At 62.3% G+C, this 21,223-nt stretch carries 19 protein-coding genes and 1 pseudogene; 4 read left to right on the plus strand and 16 right to left on the minus strand.

Annotated elements, in window-relative coordinates; translation table 11 throughout:
- Positions 1 to 372: 372 nt before the first annotated feature.
- The gene (locus tag JMY24_RS13995) at positions 373 to 906 is read left to right on the plus strand and encodes a TlpA disulfide reductase family protein (RefSeq protein WP_201702258.1); all 534 of its coding nucleotides are present in this window, start codon (positions 373 to 375) and stop codon (positions 904 to 906) included.
- Positions 907 to 1,030: 124 nt separating this feature from the next.
- On the opposite strand, the gene JMY24_RS14000 is transcribed toward JMY24_RS13995, so the two are convergent.
- The 8 genes from JMY24_RS14000 to ugpQ all read right to left on the minus strand — a co-directional run bounded on the left by JMY24_RS14000 (position 1,031) and on the right by ugpQ (position 11,157).
- Positions 1,031 to 2,386 (minus strand): sigma-54-dependent transcriptional regulator, encoded by a 1,356-nt coding sequence (locus JMY24_RS14000; RefSeq protein WP_128594185.1) that lies wholly within the window; start codon positions 2,384 to 2,386, stop codon positions 1,031 to 1,033.
- Between the two features lie 19 nt (positions 2,387 to 2,405).
- Positions 2,406 to 4,415: a sensor histidine kinase gene (locus tag JMY24_RS14005; RefSeq protein ID WP_128584588.1), complete on the minus strand. Its 2,010-nt coding sequence runs from the start codon at positions 4,413 to 4,415 to the stop codon at positions 2,406 to 2,408.
- A gap of 61 nt (positions 4,416 to 4,476) precedes the next feature.
- Positions 4,477 to 5,757 carry a dicarboxylate/amino acid:cation symporter gene (locus JMY24_RS14010; RefSeq protein ID WP_128584589.1) on the minus strand — a complete coding sequence of 427 codons (1,281 nt, stop codon included), beginning with the start codon at positions 5,755 to 5,757 and terminating at the stop codon, positions 4,477 to 4,479.
- Positions 5,758 to 6,132: 375 nt separating this feature from the next.
- A complete protein-coding gene (locus tag JMY24_RS14015; protein WP_128584590.1) occupies positions 6,133 to 7,203 on the minus strand; it encodes an ABC transporter ATP-binding protein in 1,071 nt (356 codons plus the stop codon).
- 33 nt (positions 7,204 to 7,236) lie between these two features.
- Positions 7,237 to 8,028, minus strand: a complete 792-nt coding sequence (locus tag JMY24_RS14020; protein ID WP_020067076.1) for an ABC transporter permease — start codon at positions 8,026 to 8,028, stop codon at positions 7,237 to 7,239.
- Positions 8,025 to 8,963 carry an ABC transporter permease gene (locus JMY24_RS14025; RefSeq protein ID WP_128584592.1) on the minus strand — a complete coding sequence of 313 codons (939 nt, stop codon included), beginning with the start codon at positions 8,961 to 8,963 and terminating at the stop codon, positions 8,025 to 8,027. Before JMY24_RS14025 ends, JMY24_RS14020 begins: the two co-directional genes overlap by 4 nt.
- Before the next feature lie 153 nt (positions 8,964 to 9,116).
- On the minus strand, positions 9,117 to 10,229 hold the full coding sequence (locus JMY24_RS14030; RefSeq protein WP_201702260.1) for an ABC transporter substrate-binding protein: 1,113 nt from the start codon (positions 10,227 to 10,229) through the stop codon (positions 9,117 to 9,119).
- A 163-nt stretch (positions 10,230 to 10,392) separates the two neighbouring features.
- Positions 10,393 to 11,157, minus strand: a complete 765-nt coding sequence (gene ugpQ / locus JMY24_RS14035; protein WP_128594181.1) for a glycerophosphodiester phosphodiesterase — start codon at positions 11,155 to 11,157, stop codon at positions 10,393 to 10,395.
- A gap of 327 nt (positions 11,158 to 11,484) precedes the next feature.
- On the opposite strand from ugpQ, the gene JMY24_RS14040 reads away from it, so the two are divergent.
- Complete coding sequence (locus JMY24_RS14040) at positions 11,485 to 12,255, plus strand: DeoR/GlpR family DNA-binding transcription regulator (protein ID WP_020067080.1); 771 nt, start codon at positions 11,485 to 11,487, stop codon at positions 12,253 to 12,255.
- Between the two features lie 29 nt (positions 12,256 to 12,284).
- Here JMY24_RS14040 and JMY24_RS14045 read toward each other — a convergent pair whose 3' ends face one another.
- A complete protein-coding gene (locus tag JMY24_RS14045) occupies positions 12,285 to 13,952 on the minus strand; it encodes a Na/Pi cotransporter family protein (protein ID WP_128594180.1) in 1,668 nt (555 codons plus the stop codon).
- 206 nt (positions 13,953 to 14,158) lie between these two features.
- Here JMY24_RS14045 and JMY24_RS14050 point away from each other — a divergent pair, with 206 nt between their 5' ends.
- Positions 14,159 to 14,842 (plus strand): histidinol-phosphatase, encoded by a 684-nt coding sequence (locus tag JMY24_RS14050; protein ID WP_128594179.1) that lies wholly within the window; start codon positions 14,159 to 14,161, stop codon positions 14,840 to 14,842.
- 45 nt (positions 14,843 to 14,887) lie between these two features.
- On the opposite strand, the pseudogene JMY24_RS14055 reads toward JMY24_RS14050, so the two are convergent.
- The 4 genes and pseudogenes from JMY24_RS14055 to JMY24_RS14070 all read right to left on the minus strand — a co-directional run.
- Positions 14,888 to 15,022, minus strand: a pseudogene (locus JMY24_RS14055) (taurine ABC transporter permease); the annotation flags it as partial.
- A gap of 366 nt (positions 15,023 to 15,388) precedes the next feature.
- The gene (gene lipA, locus JMY24_RS14060; RefSeq protein WP_128594178.1) at positions 15,389 to 16,396 is read right to left on the minus strand and encodes a lipoyl synthase; all 1,008 of its coding nucleotides are present in this window, start codon (positions 16,394 to 16,396) and stop codon (positions 15,389 to 15,391) included.
- A gap of 13 nt (positions 16,397 to 16,409) precedes the next feature.
- Positions 16,410 to 17,135 carry a lipoyl(octanoyl) transferase LipB gene (lipB, locus tag JMY24_RS14065; RefSeq protein ID WP_128594182.1) on the minus strand — a complete coding sequence of 242 codons (726 nt, stop codon included), beginning with the start codon at positions 17,133 to 17,135 and terminating at the stop codon, positions 16,410 to 16,412.
- Between the two features lie 73 nt (positions 17,136 to 17,208).
- Complete coding sequence (locus tag JMY24_RS14070) at positions 17,209 to 17,535, minus strand: DUF2917 domain-containing protein (protein WP_128594177.1); 327 nt, start codon at positions 17,533 to 17,535, stop codon at positions 17,209 to 17,211.
- 98 nt (positions 17,536 to 17,633) lie between these two features.
- Between JMY24_RS14070 and JMY24_RS14075 the strand changes: the two genes are divergently transcribed.
- On the plus strand, positions 17,634 to 18,611 hold the full coding sequence (locus tag JMY24_RS14075) for a transcriptional regulator GcvA (protein ID WP_128587946.1): 978 nt from the start codon (positions 17,634 to 17,636) through the stop codon (positions 18,609 to 18,611).
- Positions 18,612 to 18,620: 9 nt separating this feature from the next.
- Here JMY24_RS14075 and JMY24_RS14080 read toward each other — a convergent pair whose 3' ends face one another.
- From JMY24_RS14080 to JMY24_RS14090, 3 genes are read right to left on the minus strand one after another with little or no spacing between them, the layout of a single operon-like run.
- Positions 18,621 to 18,890, minus strand: a complete 270-nt coding sequence (locus JMY24_RS14080) for an HP0495 family protein (protein WP_201702262.1) — start codon at positions 18,888 to 18,890, stop codon at positions 18,621 to 18,623.
- Positions 18,862 to 19,821, minus strand: coding sequence for a D-amino acid aminotransferase (locus JMY24_RS14085; RefSeq protein ID WP_201702264.1), 960 nt, complete (start codon positions 19,819 to 19,821; stop codon positions 18,862 to 18,864). The genes JMY24_RS14080 and JMY24_RS14085 overlap by 29 nt, the downstream gene beginning before the upstream one ends.
- Before the next feature lie 12 nt (positions 19,822 to 19,833).
- Complete coding sequence (locus tag JMY24_RS14090) at positions 19,834 to 21,063, minus strand: D-alanyl-D-alanine carboxypeptidase family protein (protein WP_201702266.1); 1,230 nt, start codon at positions 21,061 to 21,063, stop codon at positions 19,834 to 19,836.
- Positions 21,064 to 21,223 lie beyond the last annotated feature (160 nt).

A 21,223-nucleotide genomic window follows, 5' to 3' on the forward strand; every position in this document is an offset into this window, starting at 1 on the left:
CCGCGCGCGGCTCCTGATCCGCTGAATTGCGATTCCGGGCGAGGCCAGAAACGAGACGCGAGAGAATTTGAGTGAACAGAGGGAAAACGCGAAAAACTGTCTGGAGCATGGGAACGAGGCGCCCGGGAAACGGGCAGATGACGTTGAGCATAAAGCGACATTATCCGCTGGCAGCTGAGGAAGCGTCCGCAGAAAGCGCACGCCGACCGCCGGGGAACCGTCCGCGCCCGGCCCGAGGCGTCCGGACGGGCGACGTTGCTCGCTGCCGCCTCGCCCGAATAGGACTACAATACCCACGCTACGCCGCAGCGGGCGCAAAGCCCCAGCCTACGCACTGTTCCGCGCCTTTTCGCGACTTCCGAGGTTCCGTTCATGAGCACCATCACGTCGACCACCGCCGCCAAGCGCACGAATCCGCTTCGCTACCTGATCATCGCCGTCGTGGCGATTGCGATCGGCGTGGCTGGCTATTTTGCGTTTGCCGGCCAACAGCGCGTGCCCGACGCGACTTTCACGCTGCTCTCCGGCCAGAAAGTTTCGACTGCCGATCTGAAAGGCAAGGTCTACCTCGTCAACTTCTGGGCGACGAGCTGCGATACCTGCATGAAGGAAATGCCGCAAATGGTCCAGACCTATAACCGCTTCAAGGGCAAAGGACTGGAATTCGTCGCGGTGGCCATGAGCTACGACGCCCCCATGTACGTGACCAACTACACCCAGACGCGCCAGTTGCCGTTCAAGGTCGCGATGGACGACGGCTCGGCCGCGAAGCAGTTCGGCAACGTCCAGCTCACGCCGACCACCTTTCTGGTCGACAAGGACGGCAAGATTCTGAAGCGCTATGTCGGCGAACCGCAGTTCGCGGAACTCGACCAGTTGCTGGAAAAGGCGCTGAATGCTGCTTGAGTCGGGCGAGCGTCACGGCGGCTGACTGAGCCTCGCGCTGAAAGTAACGCCAGACGCTTAGATCAACCGATCCCAAGCCAAAGCAAAATGAAAAACGCCGGCATGAATGCCGGCGTTTCTTTTTTCACCTGTCCCCGTCCCCTTTGGCCGCGAGGCCATAGCGTTTGATTTTCTCGTAAAGCGTCGCTTTGCCAAGCTGCAGCCGGTCCGCTGCGATTGCCACCGCGCCGCCGCTCTGCTCCAACGCCTCAGCGATCACCGCCCGCTCGAATTGCTCCACGCGCTCCTTCAGCGGCTGCGGCTGCGGCTGCGCGCCTTCGTCGCCGAAAGACATGACGGGATCGTCGGCGACGCCGAGCACGAAGCGGTCCGCCGCATTGCGCAATTCCCGCACATTGCCGGGCCAGTCGCGCTGCATCAAGCTCGCGCGCTGACGGTCGGTGAGGATTGGTGCGGGGCGCTGATAACGCACGGCCGCGTCCAGCAGAAAGTGTTCGAAGAGCGGCACGATGTCCTCGCGACGCTCGCCGAGCGGCGGCAGCGCGATCGTGACCACGTTCAACCGGTAGAGCAGATCGCGACGGAACGAACCGTCGGCGACATGTTCCGCCATATCGCCTTTTGCCGCGGCGACCACGCGGCAATTCACGCGAATCGGCTGATTCGAGCCGAGGCGTTCGAGCACACCGTCCTGCAACACGCGCAGGAGCTTGACCTGCAACGCAAGCGGCATGCTTTCTATTTCGTCGAGAAACAACGTGCCGCCCGACGCGTGTTCGAGCTTCCCGATCCGGCGTTTCGCGGCGCCCGTGAAGGCGCCGGGTTCGTAGCCGAACATCTCCGACTCGAACATCGGCTCCGGCAGCGCGCCGCAGTTGACCGCGATGAACGGCTTGTCACGTCGCGGCGAAAGCTCGTGCAGACTGCGCGCGATCAATTCCTTGCCCGCGCCGGTGTCACCGTTGATGAGCACGGACGCATCGGTCGGCGCGACGTTTGCAATGAGCCGCCGGACCTGCTCGATTGCCGGACTACGGCCGATGATCCGCGGCGCAACCGTGCTCTGCCCGGCGAGCTCACGGCGCAACGCGAGGTTTTCCAGCACGAGCTTGCGCCGCTCCAACGCGCGTCGCACGGTTTCGATCAGACGCTCCGAAGCAAACGGCTTTTCGATGAAGTCATAGGCGCCGTCGCGCATCGCCTGCACAGCCATCGAAATATCGCCGTGACCGGTGACGAGAATCACCGGCACGTCGGGCGCGCGCTCATGGCACTGCGCGAGCAGATCGAGACCGCTCGCGCCGGGCAGCCGGATATCGCTGACGATCACGCCTGAAAAGTCCGCGCTGATCGACTTCGCCGCGGATTCCGCCGACGCATGACCGACCACGGTGAAGCCCGCCAGTTGCAGACTCTGCACGCTGGCGCGCCGCACGAGTTCGTCGTCTTCGATATACAGCACTTGCAAGCCGTCGTTCAGCATGTTGTTCTCATCGGATTCAGGAACCGGTGGTGAGCGGGTCCGCGGTGTGACTCATCTGCACGCGCGCGCGGCGCAGCGTCAGCACAAATAATGCACCGCCCTCCGGCGCGTTCGACACATTTCGCGCCACCAGTGTGCCGCCGCAATCGCGCGCGATCGACGACGAAATCGCCAGTCCGAGGCCGAGTCCCTGACCCATTTCCTTCGTGGTGAAGAACGGCTCGAACAGGTGCGGCAAGACATCTTCGGCAATGCCGGGGCCATTGTCGCTGACGGCGAACGACAGGCTGTCCGCAGCAACTTCAATCTGCACTGAGATGCGCGGCGGACTCATACCGGCGGTCGCATCGAGCGCATTGCCGAGCAGGTTGATCAGCACCTGCTCGAGACGCAGATCGTCGCAGTGTGCGACCAGTTCGGCGTGATCGTCGGCGAGATCGAGCGGCGCGCGCCTGCCGTTTTCCGCGTCGAATAACGAGAGGTCGAGTTCGACGCCCTTCAAACGTTGTTGCAACAGCGCGAGGGCATTGCGCAACGCTCGCACGACCGACGCGCGCGCGCTCCGGGGCCGAGCGCGTCCGACGAACAGCTTCAGCTGATTGGTGATCTTGCCCATGCGTTCGGTGAGCGCCGCGATCGCTTCGAGGTTCTCCCGTGCCGATGCCTGGTCGCCGCGCTCCAGCAGCACGCGCGTATTGTCCGAAAATCCGCGCAGTGCCGCGAGCGGCTGGTTCAGTTCATGCGTGATGCCGGCCGCCATCTGACCGAGCGCTGCGAGCTTGCTCGCCTGAATGAGTTCGTCGTGCGCGGCGCGCAATTCCTGTTCGGCGCGCGTGCGTTCCGCCACTTCCTTCTGCAATTGCTCGTTCGCTTGCGACAGGTCCGCGGTGCGCTCCGCAACGCGCTGGTTCAACTCGGCGTACGCCTTTTGCAGCAGCGCGCGGCTACGCATCACCTCGCGCACGCGGGCCCGGCGCATTCTCCAGTAGAACGCGAGCAATACGAGCGACACATAGCCGAAGCCCGTGACGATGGTCGCGTTGCGCGCGTCGGCGTCGACCGGGCTCACGGGCGCCATCGTGATCAGATGCCAGTCCGGTTCGCCCATTCCGCGCCGCGACGCGAGATAGCGCGGCGCGTAGCGTCCGCCGCCGACGCGCACGATCTGCGCGTCGCCTTCGAGCTTGCGCTCGATCGTCACGGGCAGCGGCGCAATAGGCTGCTGCGCGTACTGACGAGCCTGGTAGATCGAATCGGCGACCTGGCCCGACAGCGGCCGTATCGTGTGATATTTCCACGCGGGCACGGATGACAGAAAGATCACGCCGTGATCGTCGGTGACGAGGAGCGGCTCGTATGCGTCCGCGCCCTGAAACCATTCGAGATCGAGTTTGACGACCGCCACGCCGACGATCTTTCCCTCACGCCGCACCGGCTGTGAAATGTAATAGCCCGGTGCCTGCGAGATTGTGCCGATGCCGAAGAAGCGGCCCACGCGGCCTTTGATTGCATCGACGAAATATGGCCGGAACAGATAGCCCGCGCCGATGAAACTGCCCGGTCCTTGCCAGTTGCTCGCGGCGACACAATAGCCGTCGAGCGGAATGATGTAGGTCACCGTCGCGCGCGCGTGACGGTTCAGGTCTTCGAGATAGAGATTCGCACGCTGGACGTTGGCGGGCGACGGATCGACCAGCACGTCCTGCACGATTGGATGCTCGGCGAGCAGATACGGCAGCGATTCATAGCGCTCGAGCGTGCTCTTGAGCGAACTGGCGGTGCGATCGACACGCCCGGCGGCATTGTGCCGCAAGCTGTCGATTCCGCTTTGCCACGCGACGCTATAAGTGAGTCCGCACGCCGCAACGAGCCCGGCGACGAGCGCGAAGAGGATCAGCAGACGGCGCGTCACGTTGGCAATATCCGGTCGGGTGTGATCGGATATTGTGGCATAAGGCGAAGCGCCGTCGGCGCGAGCTTCCCCGGCCGACGGCACTTCGGTTGGGCGCGCGGTCACCGGTTGCATGTGCTGGTGTCCGCGGCCGCAAACATCACGCGTTTTCAGACAATGTAAGTCGATGCCCGGCTCAAACGCCGGCCGGCTCTTTGACCGGCACGTCGCCGCGTAACGCCGCGTTCAGCTTGTTGCGGTCCAGTTCCTTTTCCCACGCCGACACGACCACGGTCGCCACGCCATTGCCGACGATGTTCGTCAACGCACGGCATTCGCTCATGAAGCGGTCGATGCCGAGAATCAGCACCATGCCCGACAGCGGAATGGTCGGCACCACCGCCAGCGTTGCCGCGAGCGTGATGAAGCCCGCGCCCGTCACGCCGCTCGCGCCCTTCGAGGTCAGCATCGTCACCGCCAGCAGCGTGAGCTGCTGCGCCCACGTGAGGTCGGTATTCGTCGCCTGGGCAATGAACAGCACGGCCATCGTCATATAGATGTTCGTGCCGTCGAGGTTGAACGAGTAACCGGTCGGCACCACGAGACCCACCACCGAGCGCGAGCAGCCGAGGTTTTCGAGCTTGAGCATCAGTTGCGGCAGCGCGGCTTCCGACGAACTCGTGCCGAGCACGATCAGCATCTCTTCCTTGATGTACGCGATGAAGCGCAAGATGTTGAAGCCCACCGCACGCGCGATGATGCCGAGCACGACCACCACGAATACGATCGACGTCAGATAGAACGTGCCGATCAGCTTCAGCATGGGCAGCAGCGAGCCGATACCGTACTTGCCGATGGTGAAGGCCATCGCGCCGAACGCACCGATCGGCGCGAGCTTCGTGATGATGCGCACGATGCCGAACAGCACATGCGAGAGCCCGTCGATGAAGTTCGTGACGACCTTGCCCTTCTCACCGGCCGTGGCGAGCACCGCGCCGAACAGCAGCGCGATCAGCAGGATCTGCAGGATCTCGCCCTGTGCAAACGCGGAGACGAGCGTGTCCGGAATCAGGTGCATCAGGAAGTCGACCGTGGTCTGACCGTGCGCCTTGGCGGCGTACGAAGCGACTGCCTTGCCGTCGAGCGTGGCGGGGTCGATATTGAAACCGACGCCCGGCTTCAGCACGTGCGTGGCGATCAGGCCGAGCACCAGCGCAAACGTCGAGACGATTTCAAAATACAGCAGCGCCTTGCCGCCGACGCGCCCAACCTTCTTCATGTCTTCCATGCCGGCAATGCCGGTCACGACCGTACAGAAGATGATCGGCCCGATCACCATCTTGATCAGCTTGATGAAGCCGTCGCCGAGCGGTTTCATGTCGACGGCGAGATTCGGATAGTAATGTCCGAGCGCGATACCAATGATGATCGCCACGATCACCTGGACGTACAGCACTTTGTGGATAGGTTTCTTCACGATGGTTCCTGCGATGTGGGTGAGCCCATGGCCTGCCACGCTGCGCATCATGCGAACGAGTGATCGTCACGCCTGTGCACGGCATTAGGCCGCGACAAGACGACGAATTCAGAAATACCGGGAAGGGAAATCGGACATCGTTGTCTCCTTGCTTTAGTTGTCGGACCGTTGCGGCCGCGTTATCTATTTCGCAAGGTCGATGCCAGCTTGAGGTAGGCCGCGCGCCTTTGATTTTTATAGGTTTTCTTGCGCCTGTTCGCAAGTGCCATCCGGGATTCCGGAAATCCAGACGACCCGCGTCGGGAAAACCGGAATTCGTTGCGGCTGCGGCCCCGGGAAAACCCGAAGCCTTTGCTGGCGGGGCTTTGCCGTTTTCTAAGCGCCGCCCTCTTCGAGTACCAGCAGATTCTCATGCGAGAAACCGAGCGACACCGGCTGACCTCGTTCGGGTAAACCGCGATTCGGATCGTTGAACACGTCGAGAGAAATCACCGCATCTTTCACGCGCGTTCTGATCCGCACCACCGCGCCGAGAAAATTCACTTCTTCGACGGTCGCGCTCAGCGTGTTGCGGCCAGGCGCCGCGGGTTCGAGCACGATCGCTTCGGGGCGCAGCGCGAGCAGGCGCTTCTTGCCCGCATCGCCGGCCGGCAGTTCCTGGGTAGTGGTCAACTCCTGGCCGTCCACGGCCATCTTGCCGGTCGCCGGATCGATCACATGCCCCGCCAGAATGTTCAGCGTGCCGACGAACGACGCAACGAAGCGTGTGCGCGGATAGTTGTAGATCTCCGAGGGCGAGCCGATCTGCTCGACGCGCCCTTCGTTCATCACGACGATGCGGTCGGAAATCGACAGCGCCTCTTCCTGATCGTGCGTGACAAAAATCGACGTGATGCCGAGTTCGCGCTGCAGCGCGCGAATGTCCTGCCGCAGCGAAATGCGGATCTTCGCGTCGAGCGCGGACAGCGGCTCGTCGAGCAACAATACCTGCGGCTTGCCGGCCAACGCGCGCGCCAGCGCCACACGTTGCTGCTGGCCGCCCGACAGTTGCCACGGATAGCGGCCGCCGAGTTGCGGCAGCTTGATCAGGTGCAGCATCTCTTCGACGCGCTGGCTGATCTCCGCCTGCGGCCGGTGCGTGATCTTGAGTCCGAAGCCGATGTTCTCCGCCACTGTCATGTTCGGAAACAGCGCATACGACTGAAACACCATGCCGACCTTGCGCTGCCGCGTGCGAAGGTGCGTGACGTCCTTGTTATCGAGCCGGATGATGCCGCGCGTCGGCGTTTCGAAGCCGGCGATCATCCGCAGCACGGTCGTCTTGCCGCAGCCAGAAGGTCCAAGGAAAGTGATGAACTCGCCGCGCTCGATCTTCATGTCGAAGTGATGCAACGCGATGTTCGCACCAAAGGACTTATGCAGATTTTCGATCTCGAGAAATGCCATGATTCGCTGCCTCAGTGGATCAAGCTCATTGCATCAAACCTTCTGACCGCTCAACGCGCGGGCCGAGCCGAATACCTGGATCAAGCCCATCGACGCCCACGTAATCATGAACGCGATGATCGCAAGCGCCGACGGCTCATACGCGCGATTTGCGCCGATCAGTTGCAGGTAAGGGCCGAACGCGGGACGATCGAGCAGACTCGCCAGCGTGAACTCGCCGATCACTACCGCAAAGGTGAGAAACGCGCCGGACAGAATGCCCGAGCGGATATTCGGGAAGATCACCTTGAAGAGAATCGTCGGCCAGTTTGCGCCGAGACACTCGGCGGCTTCGGTGAGCGAGCGCACGTCGACGGCGCGCAGGCCTGCATCGACCGCGCGGTACATGTACGGCAGAGAAAGCGTCACGTAGCCGAACACCAGCAGCAGATCGGTCGCGCGCTCGTTGCTCGTGAGCGGCAGAATGGAACTGCTGTTGTAGATGCGCAAATAGCCGAACACGATCACGATAGCCGGCACGACGAGCGGCAGCAGCGTAATGAATTCGACCACAGGCCGCAGCTTCGGCAAGCGCAGTTGCACCCAGTAAGCAGTCGGCACAACCAGCAATATGCCGACGACGATCGTGAGCAGCGCCATCAGAATCGAATAGCCGAACGAAGCCTGAAAGCGCGGATCGCCGAGCACCACGCTATACGCTTCGAAGCTATACGTGCCACGCTTCATCCGCAGACTGAACTCGAAGGTGGCGATCAGCGGAATCAGGAAGTACAGGGAACCGACCACCATCGCGGTCCACGCTCCCACGCGCGATTGGCTTTTCATCCGCGGCCCCTTTCAGCGCGTGAGCGCAGCCAGATGTAGCCGCCATTCGAAAGACCCGTGACGAGCACCATGCCGAGCGCAAGCGCGTAGCCGAGATTCTGGTTGTGCATGACGTCGCCGCGAATCTGCGCAAAGAGCAGAATCGGCACGATGTTCAACGAGCTGCCGGTCAGCGCATAAGCGGTGGCGACCGCGCCGAACGCGTTGGCGAACAGCAGCAGCGTCGCGCCGAGCACGCTCGGCCATAGCACCGGCAGCGCGACATAACGCCAGTATTGAGATGCGGTGCCGCCGAGGCAATCGCATGCTTCGCGCCATTCGCGCTTGAGGCCGTCGAGCGCGGGCGTGACGATCAGCACCATCAATGGAATCTGGAAATACAGGTAGGTCAGCGTGAGCCCGGAAAAGCTGAGAATGCTGAAGCCCGTCGAATACAGATTGAAGCCGAGATACTTCTTCAACAACACGGTGACGAGCCCGACGCGCCCCAACGTGCAGATGAAAGCGAACGCGAGCGGCACGCCCGCGAAATTCGACGCGACACCGGAGAACGTCATCAACGTCGGACGAATCCAGCCCGGCAGCTTGCCCTGCACCGCCGCCCAGGCGAGCAGCGAGCCGATCAGCGCACCGCCCGCAGCGGACGCCGCGCTTACCTTGAAGCTGATCCAGTAGGCGTCGAGCACGGACGGCTGAAACAGATCGCGCAGATTGGCGAGCGTGAAGTGACCTTGCGAATCCTGGAACGCGCCGATCATCAGAAAGCCGGTCGGCACAATCAGGAACAGCAGCGCGAAGGTGAAGAACGGCACGACGCCGATCCAGGCCAGCATCTGCGACGCGCGGCCCGGACCGTCGACCCGCGGCGTTGGGGTGGGCACAGGCGGAACCAGCAAGTCCGGCTGCACCGATCCAGCATCCGATGAAGCGCTCATAGCTCAACCTTTGGGTAATCCCCGCAATGGCCGCATTGCCGGCGTTGCCGCATTGCCGGCGTTTCTGGCACTGAGGGCTAACGGCGCGCGCGCCGCCCGGCTGGCACGGCGCGCACGGCACGCACGGCCGCGCGCTATACGTCGACGTAGCGCTTACTTGACGTTCGCGCCGACCGTTTCGTCCCAATGCTTCGTGATGGTTTCCTTGTACGCGTCCTGTTGCTGGAGCGTCGGGAACACCACGTTCTTATAAGACGACGGCGGCGGCAACTTGTCGAGGAGCGCCTGCGGCACCTTCTTCGCGGCCACCAGTTCGTTGTAGCGCATCGGGTGGCAATAGCCGGTCAACCAGCCGATCTGGCCTTCGTCGGAATAGAGATACTCCATCCACAGCTTGGCTGCGTTCGGATGCGGCGCATAAGCGCTGATCGCCTGCACATAGACGCCTGCGACCACGCCCGTTTTCGGAATCACCACTTGAACCTTCGGGTTGCCCTTCAGCGTGTCGCGATCGGCGAGCGCGTTGTAATCCCAACGGACGATGATCGGCGTCGTGCCTTGCGCGAGCGACGCGGCCTTGCCGATCACCGGCACGAAGTTGCCGCTCTTGTTCAGGTCGGCGAAGAACTTGAGGCCGGCTTTGTCCGCCTTGCTCGCGTCGCCCTTGCTTTGCGCGAGACCCGCCGCGTACACCGCCTGAATCGCCTGATTCGCGGAGCGCGGGTCGCCCGCGAGCGACACCGCGTTCTTGTAGTCTGACTTGAGCAGATCGCTCCAGTCGGACGGCGCCTTGTCGATCATGTCGGCGTTCACTTCGAACGCGAGCACGCCGTAGTAGTCGCCGTACCAGTAGCCGTCGGCATCTTTCGATTCCTTGGGAATCGAGTTCCACGCTGAGACCTTATACGGCTGCAGCAGCCCTTCAGCCTTCGCGCTCGGGCCGAACGACAGGCCCACGTCGATCACGTCGGGCGCTTGCGGACCCTTGTTGCCCTTGTTCGCTTTGATCGCTTCCACTTCATCGCCGGAGCCCGCGTCGGGATTCAGCTCGTTGATCTTGATGCCGTACTTCTTCTGGAACCCCGCGACGAGTTGCCCATAGTTGCACCAGTCGTGCGGCAACGCGATCACGGTAAGCTGGCCTTCCTGTTTCGCGGCGGCGATCAGTGCGTCGAGCGGCGCGGCGCAAGCGCTGCTCGCGCCGGCGGCCGCGACGCCCGCGGCGGCAGACATCGAAAGTATGCGAGCTAACACGGTGCGGTTCATAGTTTTCCCCATCCTCTGCCGAAGTTGCTACGTTTGGAAAATTTCTAGTTCGACTTCAAGGGCGCTACTCGTGCGCCATTGCGTGCGCTCCCGGATCAGCCTTTGCGGCCGCCTCCGCGTGCCTGCTTGCCCGCCCACGCCCTGCCTTGGCCGGCTTCGCAGCTCAAAGCATGTCGTGCTGCAGCTTATCGATGCGATCTGTACAAATCATGTCAACGCCCCACTGCGCAAGCAATTGCGCGCGCGCCGGATCGTTGACCGTGTAAGCGAGCACATGCAGTCCGGCCGCGCGGATCTCGCCGACGAGCGGCGCGGTCAGATAACGGTGGCTCGCATGCAAGGACACGCAGTCGAGCTCGCGCACGATACGCAGCCAGTCCGCGGGCACTTCCTCGAACAGCATGCCGCGCCGCAGCGAAGGCGCCGCGTCGCGCGCAGCCGCAAGCGCGTCGAAAGAGAACGACGACAGCAGCGGCGGCGTTTGCCCTTGCCACAACCTCAGCGCACCGTCCGCGACAAGGCGGCCGGTGATCTCCTCACGGCCGGGACAGGGTTTGATTTCGATGTTCGCTGCGATGCCGTCGCGCGCGCAACGCGCAGCCGCATCGGCAAGCGTCGGCAGGCGAGTGCCCGCGAATTGCGGACCGTACCAGGCGCCCGCGTCGAGCATGGCGAGCTGCGCCCATGTATAGACAGCAGCGGCGCCGTAGCCGTTGGTGGTGCGCTCGAGCGTGTCGTCGTGCAGCAGGAAGAGTTCGTTGTCGGCGGAAAGCTTGGCGTCGAACTCAACCATGCGGTAGCCGTGGCGCACACAGGCGTCGAAGCCCGCTAAAGTGTTTTCCGGTGCGAGCGTGCCGCCGCAGCGATGCGCGACGAGCCGCGGATATGGCCAGTCTGCAGGTGATGCATGATCGATCCCGTTTCCCACGTCCGGTCACCTTTCACCCAGAATAAAGCGGAGAGCGTATTGAATGCGTTCCAACGCATGCGGTCTTGTCAAAAAGCGCCACGCTAATGCACGAAAGTGCGCGAAAGAACAGATCAGACTTTCCCTTCGAACATTCGAAATTCGAACAAGCACGGCGCTTCGATTTGCGAAGGCTAAAGTCAAATACACAAACTTGCAAGCTGCCAAAAAAATACAACACAATGGGGCTAAAGTAGTAGGCTTGACATCGTCTGGTCACACATTCGTGTCCACGATGTCACACGTTAAGACACGTTGTGCGAGCGCCTTCGCATCCAAGGAAAATGCATGTGGCAGGAAGACCGTCATCAGAGAATACGCGCGTTGGTGTCGACGCTCCATCGGGTGTCGACCGAACGGATCATGGCGGACCTTGGCGTGTCGCGCGAAACGGTCCGGCGCGATCTGCTCGACCTCGAAGCGCTCGGTGAATTGCGGCGGGTACACGGCGGCGCGATCAAACCCGCTGACGAAGCGCCGATCGCCGAGCGCGCTCACATGCGCGTCAAATCCAAGACGGCGATTGCAAAGGCGGCGACCGGGTTGATCGCGAGCGGCCAGACGCTATTCATCGACGCGGGCACCACGACCGCCGCACTCGCCGAAGAGCTCGCGAAACTCGCCAACCTGACCATCGTCACGAATTCGATCGACGTCGCGTTGAAGCTGCGCGGCGCCGCGGAGCAAGCCGATGCGGGCAACGAAGTGATTCTGCTCGGCGGCACGATCAGCGACCGGGCAATGGCAACCACGGGCGCCACCACCGTGCTCGATATTCAGCGCTATCGAGCGGACCTTGCGCTGCTGTCGCCGGTCGGCGTCGATCACCGGCATGGCGCGACGAATTACGACCATGCCGAAACAGAAGTGGCGCGCGCGATGGTCGCGAATGCCGACCGCGTCGTGATCCTTGCGGACTACAGCAAGATTGGCCAGCGCAGCCGGATCTCGTATTGCCCGGTCGAGCGGATCGACGTGCTCGTCACCAACAAGAAGGCCGCCGACGCCGCCGATTTCACCGCGCTAAAAAAGAAGCTCGAAGAGGTCGTGCTGGCCTGAAGCGTCATGCGGCGCGCCGCGCGTGCCGCTCATTCCTTCACATGCATCGTGTCGAGCGCGCGCTTGCGCAAACGCGTGTCATGCAATGCGCCGGCGGCGTCGAGCACCGGGTAAGCCGTCGAGCAGAACAGCGAGTTGAGCCGCTTCATGTCGCTGATCAGATCCAGATGCAATGCGCTCGTTTCGATGCTGCGCAGAGTCTGCCCCGTGAGCCGGTCCAGGTGCCTGTACGAATACGCGCGCTCCAGATCGCGGAAACGCTCTTTTTCGGCAAGCAGACGTTCGGCACAGCGCAGATCGTTGTTCAGGAATACGGATAGACCGAGTTGCAGATTACTGACGAGCCGTGCCTGCAGATCGTCCAGTTCGCCGAGTCCTTCTTCTGAAAACGACAGGCGGTGAGCGATCTTCTTCTCCTCGATATCCCCCACGATCCGCTCGATGATGTCGCCCGCATGCTCGAGGTTGATCGTCAGCGAAATGATGTCGGTCCAGCGGCGGCTGTCGGCTTCGTCCAGCTGCTCGCGTGAAATCAGCGTGAGGTAGTTCTTGACCGCTGCATAGAGTTCGTCGACGTCGTCGTCCATACGGATCGTTTCGCGCGCCTTGTCGAGATGATTGTGATGAATCAGCTCGGCCACGTTGTCGAGCATGGCCCGCACGATATCGCCGATACGCAGCACTTCGCGCGCCGCATGCGCGAGCGCGAGCGTCGGCGTGGACAGCGCAGCCTCGTCCAGATGCAGCGGCCGCAGTTCGCCGTTCGGCATGGGCCGGTCGGGCAACACGCGTACGCAGATGCGCGCCACCGGATCGATCAGCGACAGACACGCGCAGCAACGCAGTGCGTTGTAGATCAGATGAAAACCCACCGTGGCTTCGCGCGGATTGGCGATCAGCACCGGCAGTCCGCGCGCGAGCAGGGACGTAAACGGCAGGATCAGCAGTGCGCCCGCCAGCTTGAAGGCGAAGCTGCCCAATGCGAGCCGCCGCGCCGCCGCGTTTTGCGCCACGGTGCCGACCAACGCCAGCAAGCCGCTGCCGAGATTCGCGCCGATCACGAGGCACAACGCCACCTTCAACGAAATGACGCCCGACGACGCAAGCGTGGCCGTGAGCAACACGGCCGCGAGGCTGGAATACGACAGCATTGCGAAGGCCGCGCCGACCAGCGCGTCGAGCATGGTGTCGCCGGTCAATGCGCCGAACATCACGCGCACGCCTGCGCCTTGCATCATCGGCTGCGCGGCCTCCACGATCAGATGCAGCGCAAGCAGAATCAGACCGAGACCGATCAGCGTACGCCCGGCCTGGCCTGTGCGCGTCTGCTTGCGCGACAGGAACAGTGGCACGCCGAAGAGGATCAGGATCGGCGACAACCAGGACAGATCTAGAGTGAGAACCCGCGCCATCAGCGCCGTGCCGACGTCGGCGCCGAGCATGATGGCAAGCCCGCTGGTCAGCGGCAGGAGCCCTTGCGCGGCAAACGACGTGACGATGACCGCCGTGGCGTTGCTGCTCTGCACGAGGCTCGTTACGCCGACTCCCGACAGGAATGCTCGCCAACGGCTGCGGGTGCTTCGCCCGAGGATGCTGCGCAGATCGGCGCCCAGTACGCGCAGGATGCCGGTGCGAACGATATGCGAGCCCCAGACAAGCAGTGCCACGCCGGCAAGAAGGTTAAGGAGAATCAACATAAGGCACTGCTCTTATTCTCTGCTGCCGTGACCCGAACCGCATGCCGCGCGTACGACACCCGGGGCGTATATGACAGTAGTGTTGCACATTTTTGCCTTATTGTAATTTTGTGCTTTTAAATATACGCTCGCTCAACGATGAGATCGTCGCGTGACCGTCTGTGCCGTTCATGTGGCGCTTCCACCACCTGTCACGAGGACAACGGATGAGCCGCAATCTCGCGCTGTTCGACCTGGACCACACGTTGCTGCCGCTCGACAGCGACCAGGCATGGGCTCACTTTATCGCTGGACTCGGCATAGAAGGCGCGGCGCGCCATGCGCAAGACATCGACGAGTATTACCGGCAGTACGTGGCCGGTACGCTCGACATGGCCGCCTATCTGGACTACACGTTGGCGCCGCTCGCTCGCCACTCTCGCGAGCAGCTCGACGCATGGCATGCGCAATTCATGCAGGAAGTGATCACGCCGGCGATCCTGCCGGCCGCACGTGAACTGGTGCAGCGTCACATCGAGGCGGGCGACCTCTGCTGCATTGTCACAGCGACGAACGTGTTCGTTACCGCGCCTATCGGCAAGGCGCTCGGCTTCGAGCATCTTCTTGGGATCGAACTGGGTACGGAGGGTGATGATCCGCTTGCTCGTTTTACAGGCACGTCAGTGGGCGTTCCGACTTTCCGTGAAGGCAAGATCGCGCGCACGGAGAGCTGGCTCGCTTCGCTCGGCCACCGTTTGCACGACTTTCCGCAGAGCTGGTTCTATAGCGATTCGATCAATGACGTTCCGCTGCTCGAACGCGTCACGCATCCGGTCGCGACAAATCCCGATCCGCGTTTGCGCGCGATGGCGAACGAGCGAGGCTGGCCGGTCATTGAGCTTTTCCCGTGATGCACACGCTAGCGCATAACCGCTAGCGCGCGAGCATGGCCGCGTTCACGCGCGCCCTTTCCATGGCACGAGCCACCGCTCCAGCGCGCGCATGCCTGGATCGAACACCCAGGCGATCAAGCCGATCAGCACAATGCCTATCACCACGACGTCGGTGCGCAGGAAGCTCGACGCGTTGAGCCATGACCGCGATGGTAGTGGCCTCATTTGCCGCATCCAATTATTCGGTAACCTAACTAAATGTGGCTCGATCAGATATACTTTTTGCTCGAGCTTACCGGAGAACCCAGACGCCAGATTTCATCGACTATGTCATCGAAAATCAGGCTATGCGTGAGCGCTTTATCGAACTCACCATTCCCTTTTCGATCATCGGCGGAACGCTTGCATCTATCTGTATGCTGCTCACACGGTACTACCGCTAGCAGGCGCAAGCACCTCGCCAAGGCGCTGCATTTAACGCTCAGGCGCCTGCTCACCGCGAAATAAAAAAACCCGCAGCATGTGCGGGTTTTCGTCAACCTGGCAGACCAGCGCATCTGACACTTACACTACGCCGGCTCCATGCGCCTGCAAGTCGGCGTGGTAGCTGGAGCGCACCATTGCGCCCACCGCTGCGTGCGTGAAGCCCATCTTGTAGGCCTCTTCCTCGTACATCTTGAAGGTGTCCGGGTGCACATAAGAACGCACCGGCAAATGGTGTTCCGAAGGCTGCAGATACTGACCGATGGTGAGCATGTCCACATCATGCTCGCGCAGATCGCGCATAACCTGCAAGATCTCTTCTTCCGTTTCCCCCAGGCCAACCATGAGGCCTGATTTGGTCGCGACGTCCGGGTGCAGCGCCTTGAAGTCTTTGAGCAGCTTGAGCGAATGCGCGTAGTCCGAACCCGGGCGCGCTTCCTTATATAAACGCGGCACCGTTTCGAGATTGTGATTCATTACGTCAGGCGGTGCGGCATTCAGAATGCCGAGCGCACGGTCCAGACGGCCCCGGAAATCCGGTGTCAGAATTTCAATGCGCGTGTCAGGCGACAACTCGCGCGTCTGACGGATACATTCAACGAAGTGCGCCGCGCCGCCGTCGCGCAAATCGTCGCGATCCACGCTCGTGATCACCACATACTTCAGCTTCAACGCGGCAATGGTGCGCGCGAGATTCCCCGGCTCTTCCGGATCGAGCGGATCCGGGCGGCCGTGGCCCACGTCGCAGAACGGGCAGCGACGCGTGCACTTGTCGCCCATGATCATGAACGTCGCCGTGCCCTTGCCAAAGCATTCGCCGATGTTCGGGCAGCTCGCTTCCTCGCACACCGTATGCAAATTGTGCTCGCGCAGAATCTGCTTGATTTCATAGAAGCGCGAATTGCCGGTCGCCGCCTTGACGCGAATCCACTCCGGCTTTTTCAGCTTTTCGATCGGAACGATCTTGATAGGAATGCGGGCGGTTTTGGCTTGCGCTTTCTGCTTCGCGGTGGCGTCGTAAGCAGCGGCAGATGCCGGTACGCCTTCCGGCACGGGAGAAGTTGCTAGGTTCGCGGTAACGTCAGTCATTCGTTCGGTCCAGTCAGGCGGTGAGCGCACCGGCCTGCGGTTGGGCGACGGCCGCAGGGTTGCCGTCGAGGTTTGCGGTGAGGCACGCTGCAAGGGTGTGGGCCACGTCGTCCCAGCCGGCCCCAACGCCTAGCGTTGCCATGTCGACTGTTTCGAGCCCCACGTAGCCGCAAGGGTTAATGGCCAGAAACGGCCGTAAATCCATTTTCACATTCAGGCTAACGCCGTGATAGCTGCAGCCGTTGCGGATTTTCAGGCCCAGCGCGGCGATCTTTGCGCCGGCATGCAACCCGGCGTGCGGCCCGGGCGCGACGTAAATACCGGGCGCGCCCGCCTTGCGTTCTCCGGCGAGATTATACGCCGCAAGGGTGTCGATCACGGCCTGCTCGATCCGCGTGACCATCTCGCGCACCATCAGCTTGCGACGCCTCAAATCGAGCAGCAGGTAGGCAACCACCTGCCCCGGGCCGTGATACGTGATCTGCCCGCCACGGTCGACTTTCACCAGAGGAATAGCGCTGTCGGCGGCCAGCAGGTGTGCCGGATCGCCGGCCTGGCCAAGCGTGAATACGGGTGGATGTTCGACCAGCCAGATTTCGTCGGGAGTGTCGACGGTGCGCGCGTCGGTGAACGCGCGCATCGCATCGAAACTGGCTTCGTAGAGTTCGCCGCCGCGCCAGCGCAGCGTAAGCGGCGCCGCGGCGGGCAATTGAGATGAAGAAACCGGAGGGACAGACATCATCCCGGCAGTTTACCGAAATCTGGCAATCCCCGCCGGGAGTCGCCGCGCCCCGGAGCCGGGGCGCCCGCCATTAAACCGTGCGCCAGCCGCCGCGCATGCGCGCCGCCAAACGTTCGCCGACTCGCGCAAACCAGTTCAGCGCGCGCTCGTCGCAACGCGTGGGCACTGAAAACGCGATCGTTGCGCGCGGCGTGCCTTCCGCGCTGATCCACAGCCGTTCGCCGCGCCGCAATCTCAACGTGTGGCCGGGCTGCAGCCAGTAGTCTTCAGTGTCGTCGCTGCGCGTTACCCACACTGCGCCGCCACGCACGACCAGCTTCGTGCTGCGCGCCACCTTCAGGGGAAGCGTTTCGCCACCGTGAATTTCATACGCGATGCTAGAGGAAACTTCTCGCATAATGCCCTCGCCAAAAGTCGTTTCATGGCTACAATCGTAGGCGTAGCAAGGGGTTTCGCAAAACGATCAATTTTCACCTCTATGTGAGAAAAACTACGATGGAGCTCCGCCATCTGCCGCCGTTGAATGCGATCAAAGCCTTCGAAGCCGCCGCCCGCCACGAGAGTTTCTCGCGCGCCGCCGACGAACTCTTCGTCACTCACGGCGCGGTCAGCCATCAGATTCGGGCACTGGAGGCCGAACTCGGCGTGTCGCTGTTCGCCCGCGACGGCAAGCGCGTGCGGCTGACGGAAACGGGCAGGCGCTACGCCAACCACGTACGCTCCGCGCTGACCGCATTGTCCGACGCCACGCGCGAACTCCGTGCCGGCGACCGCGAGCGGCGGCTCGTGGTGTCCATGCTGTCGTCGTTTGCGGCGCGTTGGGTGACGCCGCGAATCGGCAGCTTTATCGAAGCACATCCGCAATGGGACCTCGAACTGTTGTCCACAAACGCGCTGACGGACTTCGCGCGCGACGACGTCGACGTAGCAATCCGTTTCGGCTACGGAAAATATGCGGGGCTGTACTCCGAACTGTTGCTCGAGGAGATTTTCTTCCCGGCATGCGCGCCGAATTTCAACGGTGGCAACCTGCCGAAAACGCCGGCCGAGTTGGCGAAGCTTCCTCTGCTCCGTTCCGACGACGAATTATGGCGCCCATGGTTCGACGCCGCAGGCCTCACCGAGTGGCCGGAGCCGAAGCGCGGCGTGCTGTATCAGGATTCGTCGAACCTGTTGCAGGCGGCGATCGACGGTCAAGGAATTGCGCTAACGCGCCGCTCGCTCGCAATGCATGAGATCGCGGCCGGCCGCCTCGTGAGGCTATTCGACGTGGACGGGCCGAGTCCGTGGCAGTACTACTTCATCTGCCCGCCGCAGATGCTGGAAACAGCGCGGGTGAAGGCGTTCAGGGACTGGGTCTTTGCGGAAGTGGGACGATTCAAGCTGCTGTTCGACCGGGCTTGCGAGGCCGGCTCGGCCGCAAGCGCGGCCCGAGCGGCGGACGCGGCGGACGCATTGCGCGTCGCGCCGTAGTGTGACGCCTTAAAGTACGACCTTGACCATCGGATGACCGGTGAGCGCCCGATAGATATCGTCGAGCTGTTCACGGCTAGTGGCACGCACCGTCACCGTCAGCCCGGTGTAGTTTCCGCCGCTGGACGGACGCGTCTCGACGCGCGAGGCGTCGACTTTGCTATCGAACTGCCGGACCACCGTTTCGATCGTCTCGGTGAACTCGGGGTGCGATTTGCCCATGATCTTGATCGGGAAATCGCAGGGATACTCAATCAGTGATTCGTTCGCCGGATTCATTTTTTGCTCCTTGCTGCTGCGCCCCTTGCGCCTCTGTTGCCTTGGCTCGCTGATACGCCGCATACAGCGCCGCAAACACCGCACCCGGCTTGCCCGCGCCAACAGGCTGGCCGTCGAGCTGCGTGACGGGCAGCACTTCCTTGGTGGCCGAACTGATGATGATCTCATCGGCTGCGCGCACTTCGGCTTCGGCGATCTCGCGTACTTCCAGGCGGATACCGCATTCGGCCGACAGCTCTTCGATCAGCCCATAACGGATGCCTTCGAGAATCTTGTGGCTGCGCGGCGGCGCAATCAATACTCCACCCTTCACCACCCACACATTCGACGACGACCCTTCGGTCAACACGCCTTCGCGGAACTGGATCGTCTCGAACGCGCCGTTTTCTGCGGCGTATTGCGCCATCAGCACATTGCCGAGCAATGAGACAGACTTGATGTCGCAATTGAGCCAGCGGCGATCTTCCGCGCTGACGCAACGCACGCCCTCCGCGCGTTGGGCGGCGTTCGGCAGATGGAGCGGCGTAACCATGACGAACACCGTCGGCTGGATGCCTGCGGGAAAAGCATGGCCGCGCTTTGCGACGCCGCGCGTGACCTGAATGTACGCAATCGCGTCCTGACCGGCGGCGAGATCGGCCTCGGCCTCGTTAGCCGCGACCACGCGCTCGATCAACGCGCGCCAGCCCGCATTGTTGAATGGATTGGCAATGCCGATCTTCTCGAGCGAACGCGAGAGACGCGCCAGATGCTGTTCGAAGCGGAAGGCCGTGCGTCCGCCCGCGTGCGCATACAGCGGCGCGACTTCGTAAATGCCGTCGCCGAAAATAAAGCCGCGGTCGAGCACCGGCACGCGCGCTTCGGACAAAGGCACCACTTCGCCGTTCAGATAAACGATCGGCTCCAGCGAAACATCAGGAAGAGCGGTCATTGCGATCCGTGTTTACTTTTTCTTGTTGAACATGAGCATGAGCGAGTCCCACACGCGGCCCACCACGCCCGCTTGCGGCACAGCCTGCAATGCGACTATCGGGAATTGCGCAAGCACCTTGCCGTCGGCAACGAGCTTCGCGGTACCGACTTGCTGACCGTTCGCGATCGGCGCGATCAGCGGATCCATCTGCTCGATTTGCGGCTTCACCTTGTCCGCCATGCCCTTCGGCACGGTGATGTACTGATCGCTCTTCACGCCGATCTGCACCGAGTCCTGCGCACCCTTGTAGACGCGCGGCGTGCCCACGATTTGGCTCGCCTTGTAGAGGCGCACCGTGTCGTACGCGGAGTAGCCGTAGTTCAGCATCTTCAGGCTGTCCTGCACGCGGTCATGTTCCTTCGTCTCGCCCATCATTACCGAGACGAGGCGGCGCGATGCGTCCTGCGTGCCCGGCAGCGAGCGCTTCGCGCTCGCGATCAGGCAGTAGCCGGCGGCTTGCGTATGGCCGGTCTTCAGACCGTCGACGGTCGGGTCGATCCACAGCAGACGGTTGCGGTTCGGCTGCTTGATCTTGTTGTACGTGAAGTCCTTGACCGAGAAGATGTTGTAGTAGTCGGGGAAGTCGCGGATCAGACGCGCCGACAGCACCGCCAGATCGCCAGCTGTGGTGTAGTGCTGCGGGTCGGGCATGCCGTTCACGTCGGCGAAATGCGTGTGCTTCATGCCGAGGCGCTGTGCTTCGGTGTTCATCATGTTGACGAACTGCGCTTCGCTGCCGCCAACCAGTTCGGCCAGCGCGATGGCGGCGTCGTTACCCGACTGCACGATCATGCCGTACACCAGATCGTGCACGGTCACGGGCTTGTTTGCCTCCACGAACATGCGCGATTCGTCGGTACGCACGCGGCGCACCGCTTCGCTCGGCGTCACCGTCTGGTCCATCGCGATCTTCTTCGTTTGCAGTGCTTCGAAGACGAGATACGCGGTCATCAGCTTGGTGAGCGATGCGGGTTCCACACGCTCATCGGGATTGCCCGAGGCGAGAACCTGGTTGCTGGTCGCGTCCACGAGCACCCACGAACGCGCGTTCACCCCCGGCGGCGGCACTTGCGCGAACGCCGTGCTGGCCGCGAGCGTGGCGGGCAGCACGACGCCGAGCGTCAATGTGCGGCTTAGCGTGGGAGAAACAAGAGATGCAACAGAGGGGAAAGACGTGCGGCCGGAGGTGGAAAAACGCATAGGGTAGGTTCGTGCAGAAAAATACAACGCGCGCAGGGCGCAGAGTTTGGAAGAGCCGGTCGGCGAGCGACTGGCCGTAACGACTAAACGTAACGGCTTGAGCGCCCATTGGACTTCCGGCCACGCGATCGGTTCGCGCAGCACTCGTAGCCGGCACCGC

Source organism: Paraburkholderia kirstenboschensis, from assembly GCF_904848585.1.
GTDB lineage: Bacteria > Pseudomonadota > Gammaproteobacteria > Burkholderiales > Burkholderiaceae > Paraburkholderia > Paraburkholderia kirstenboschensis.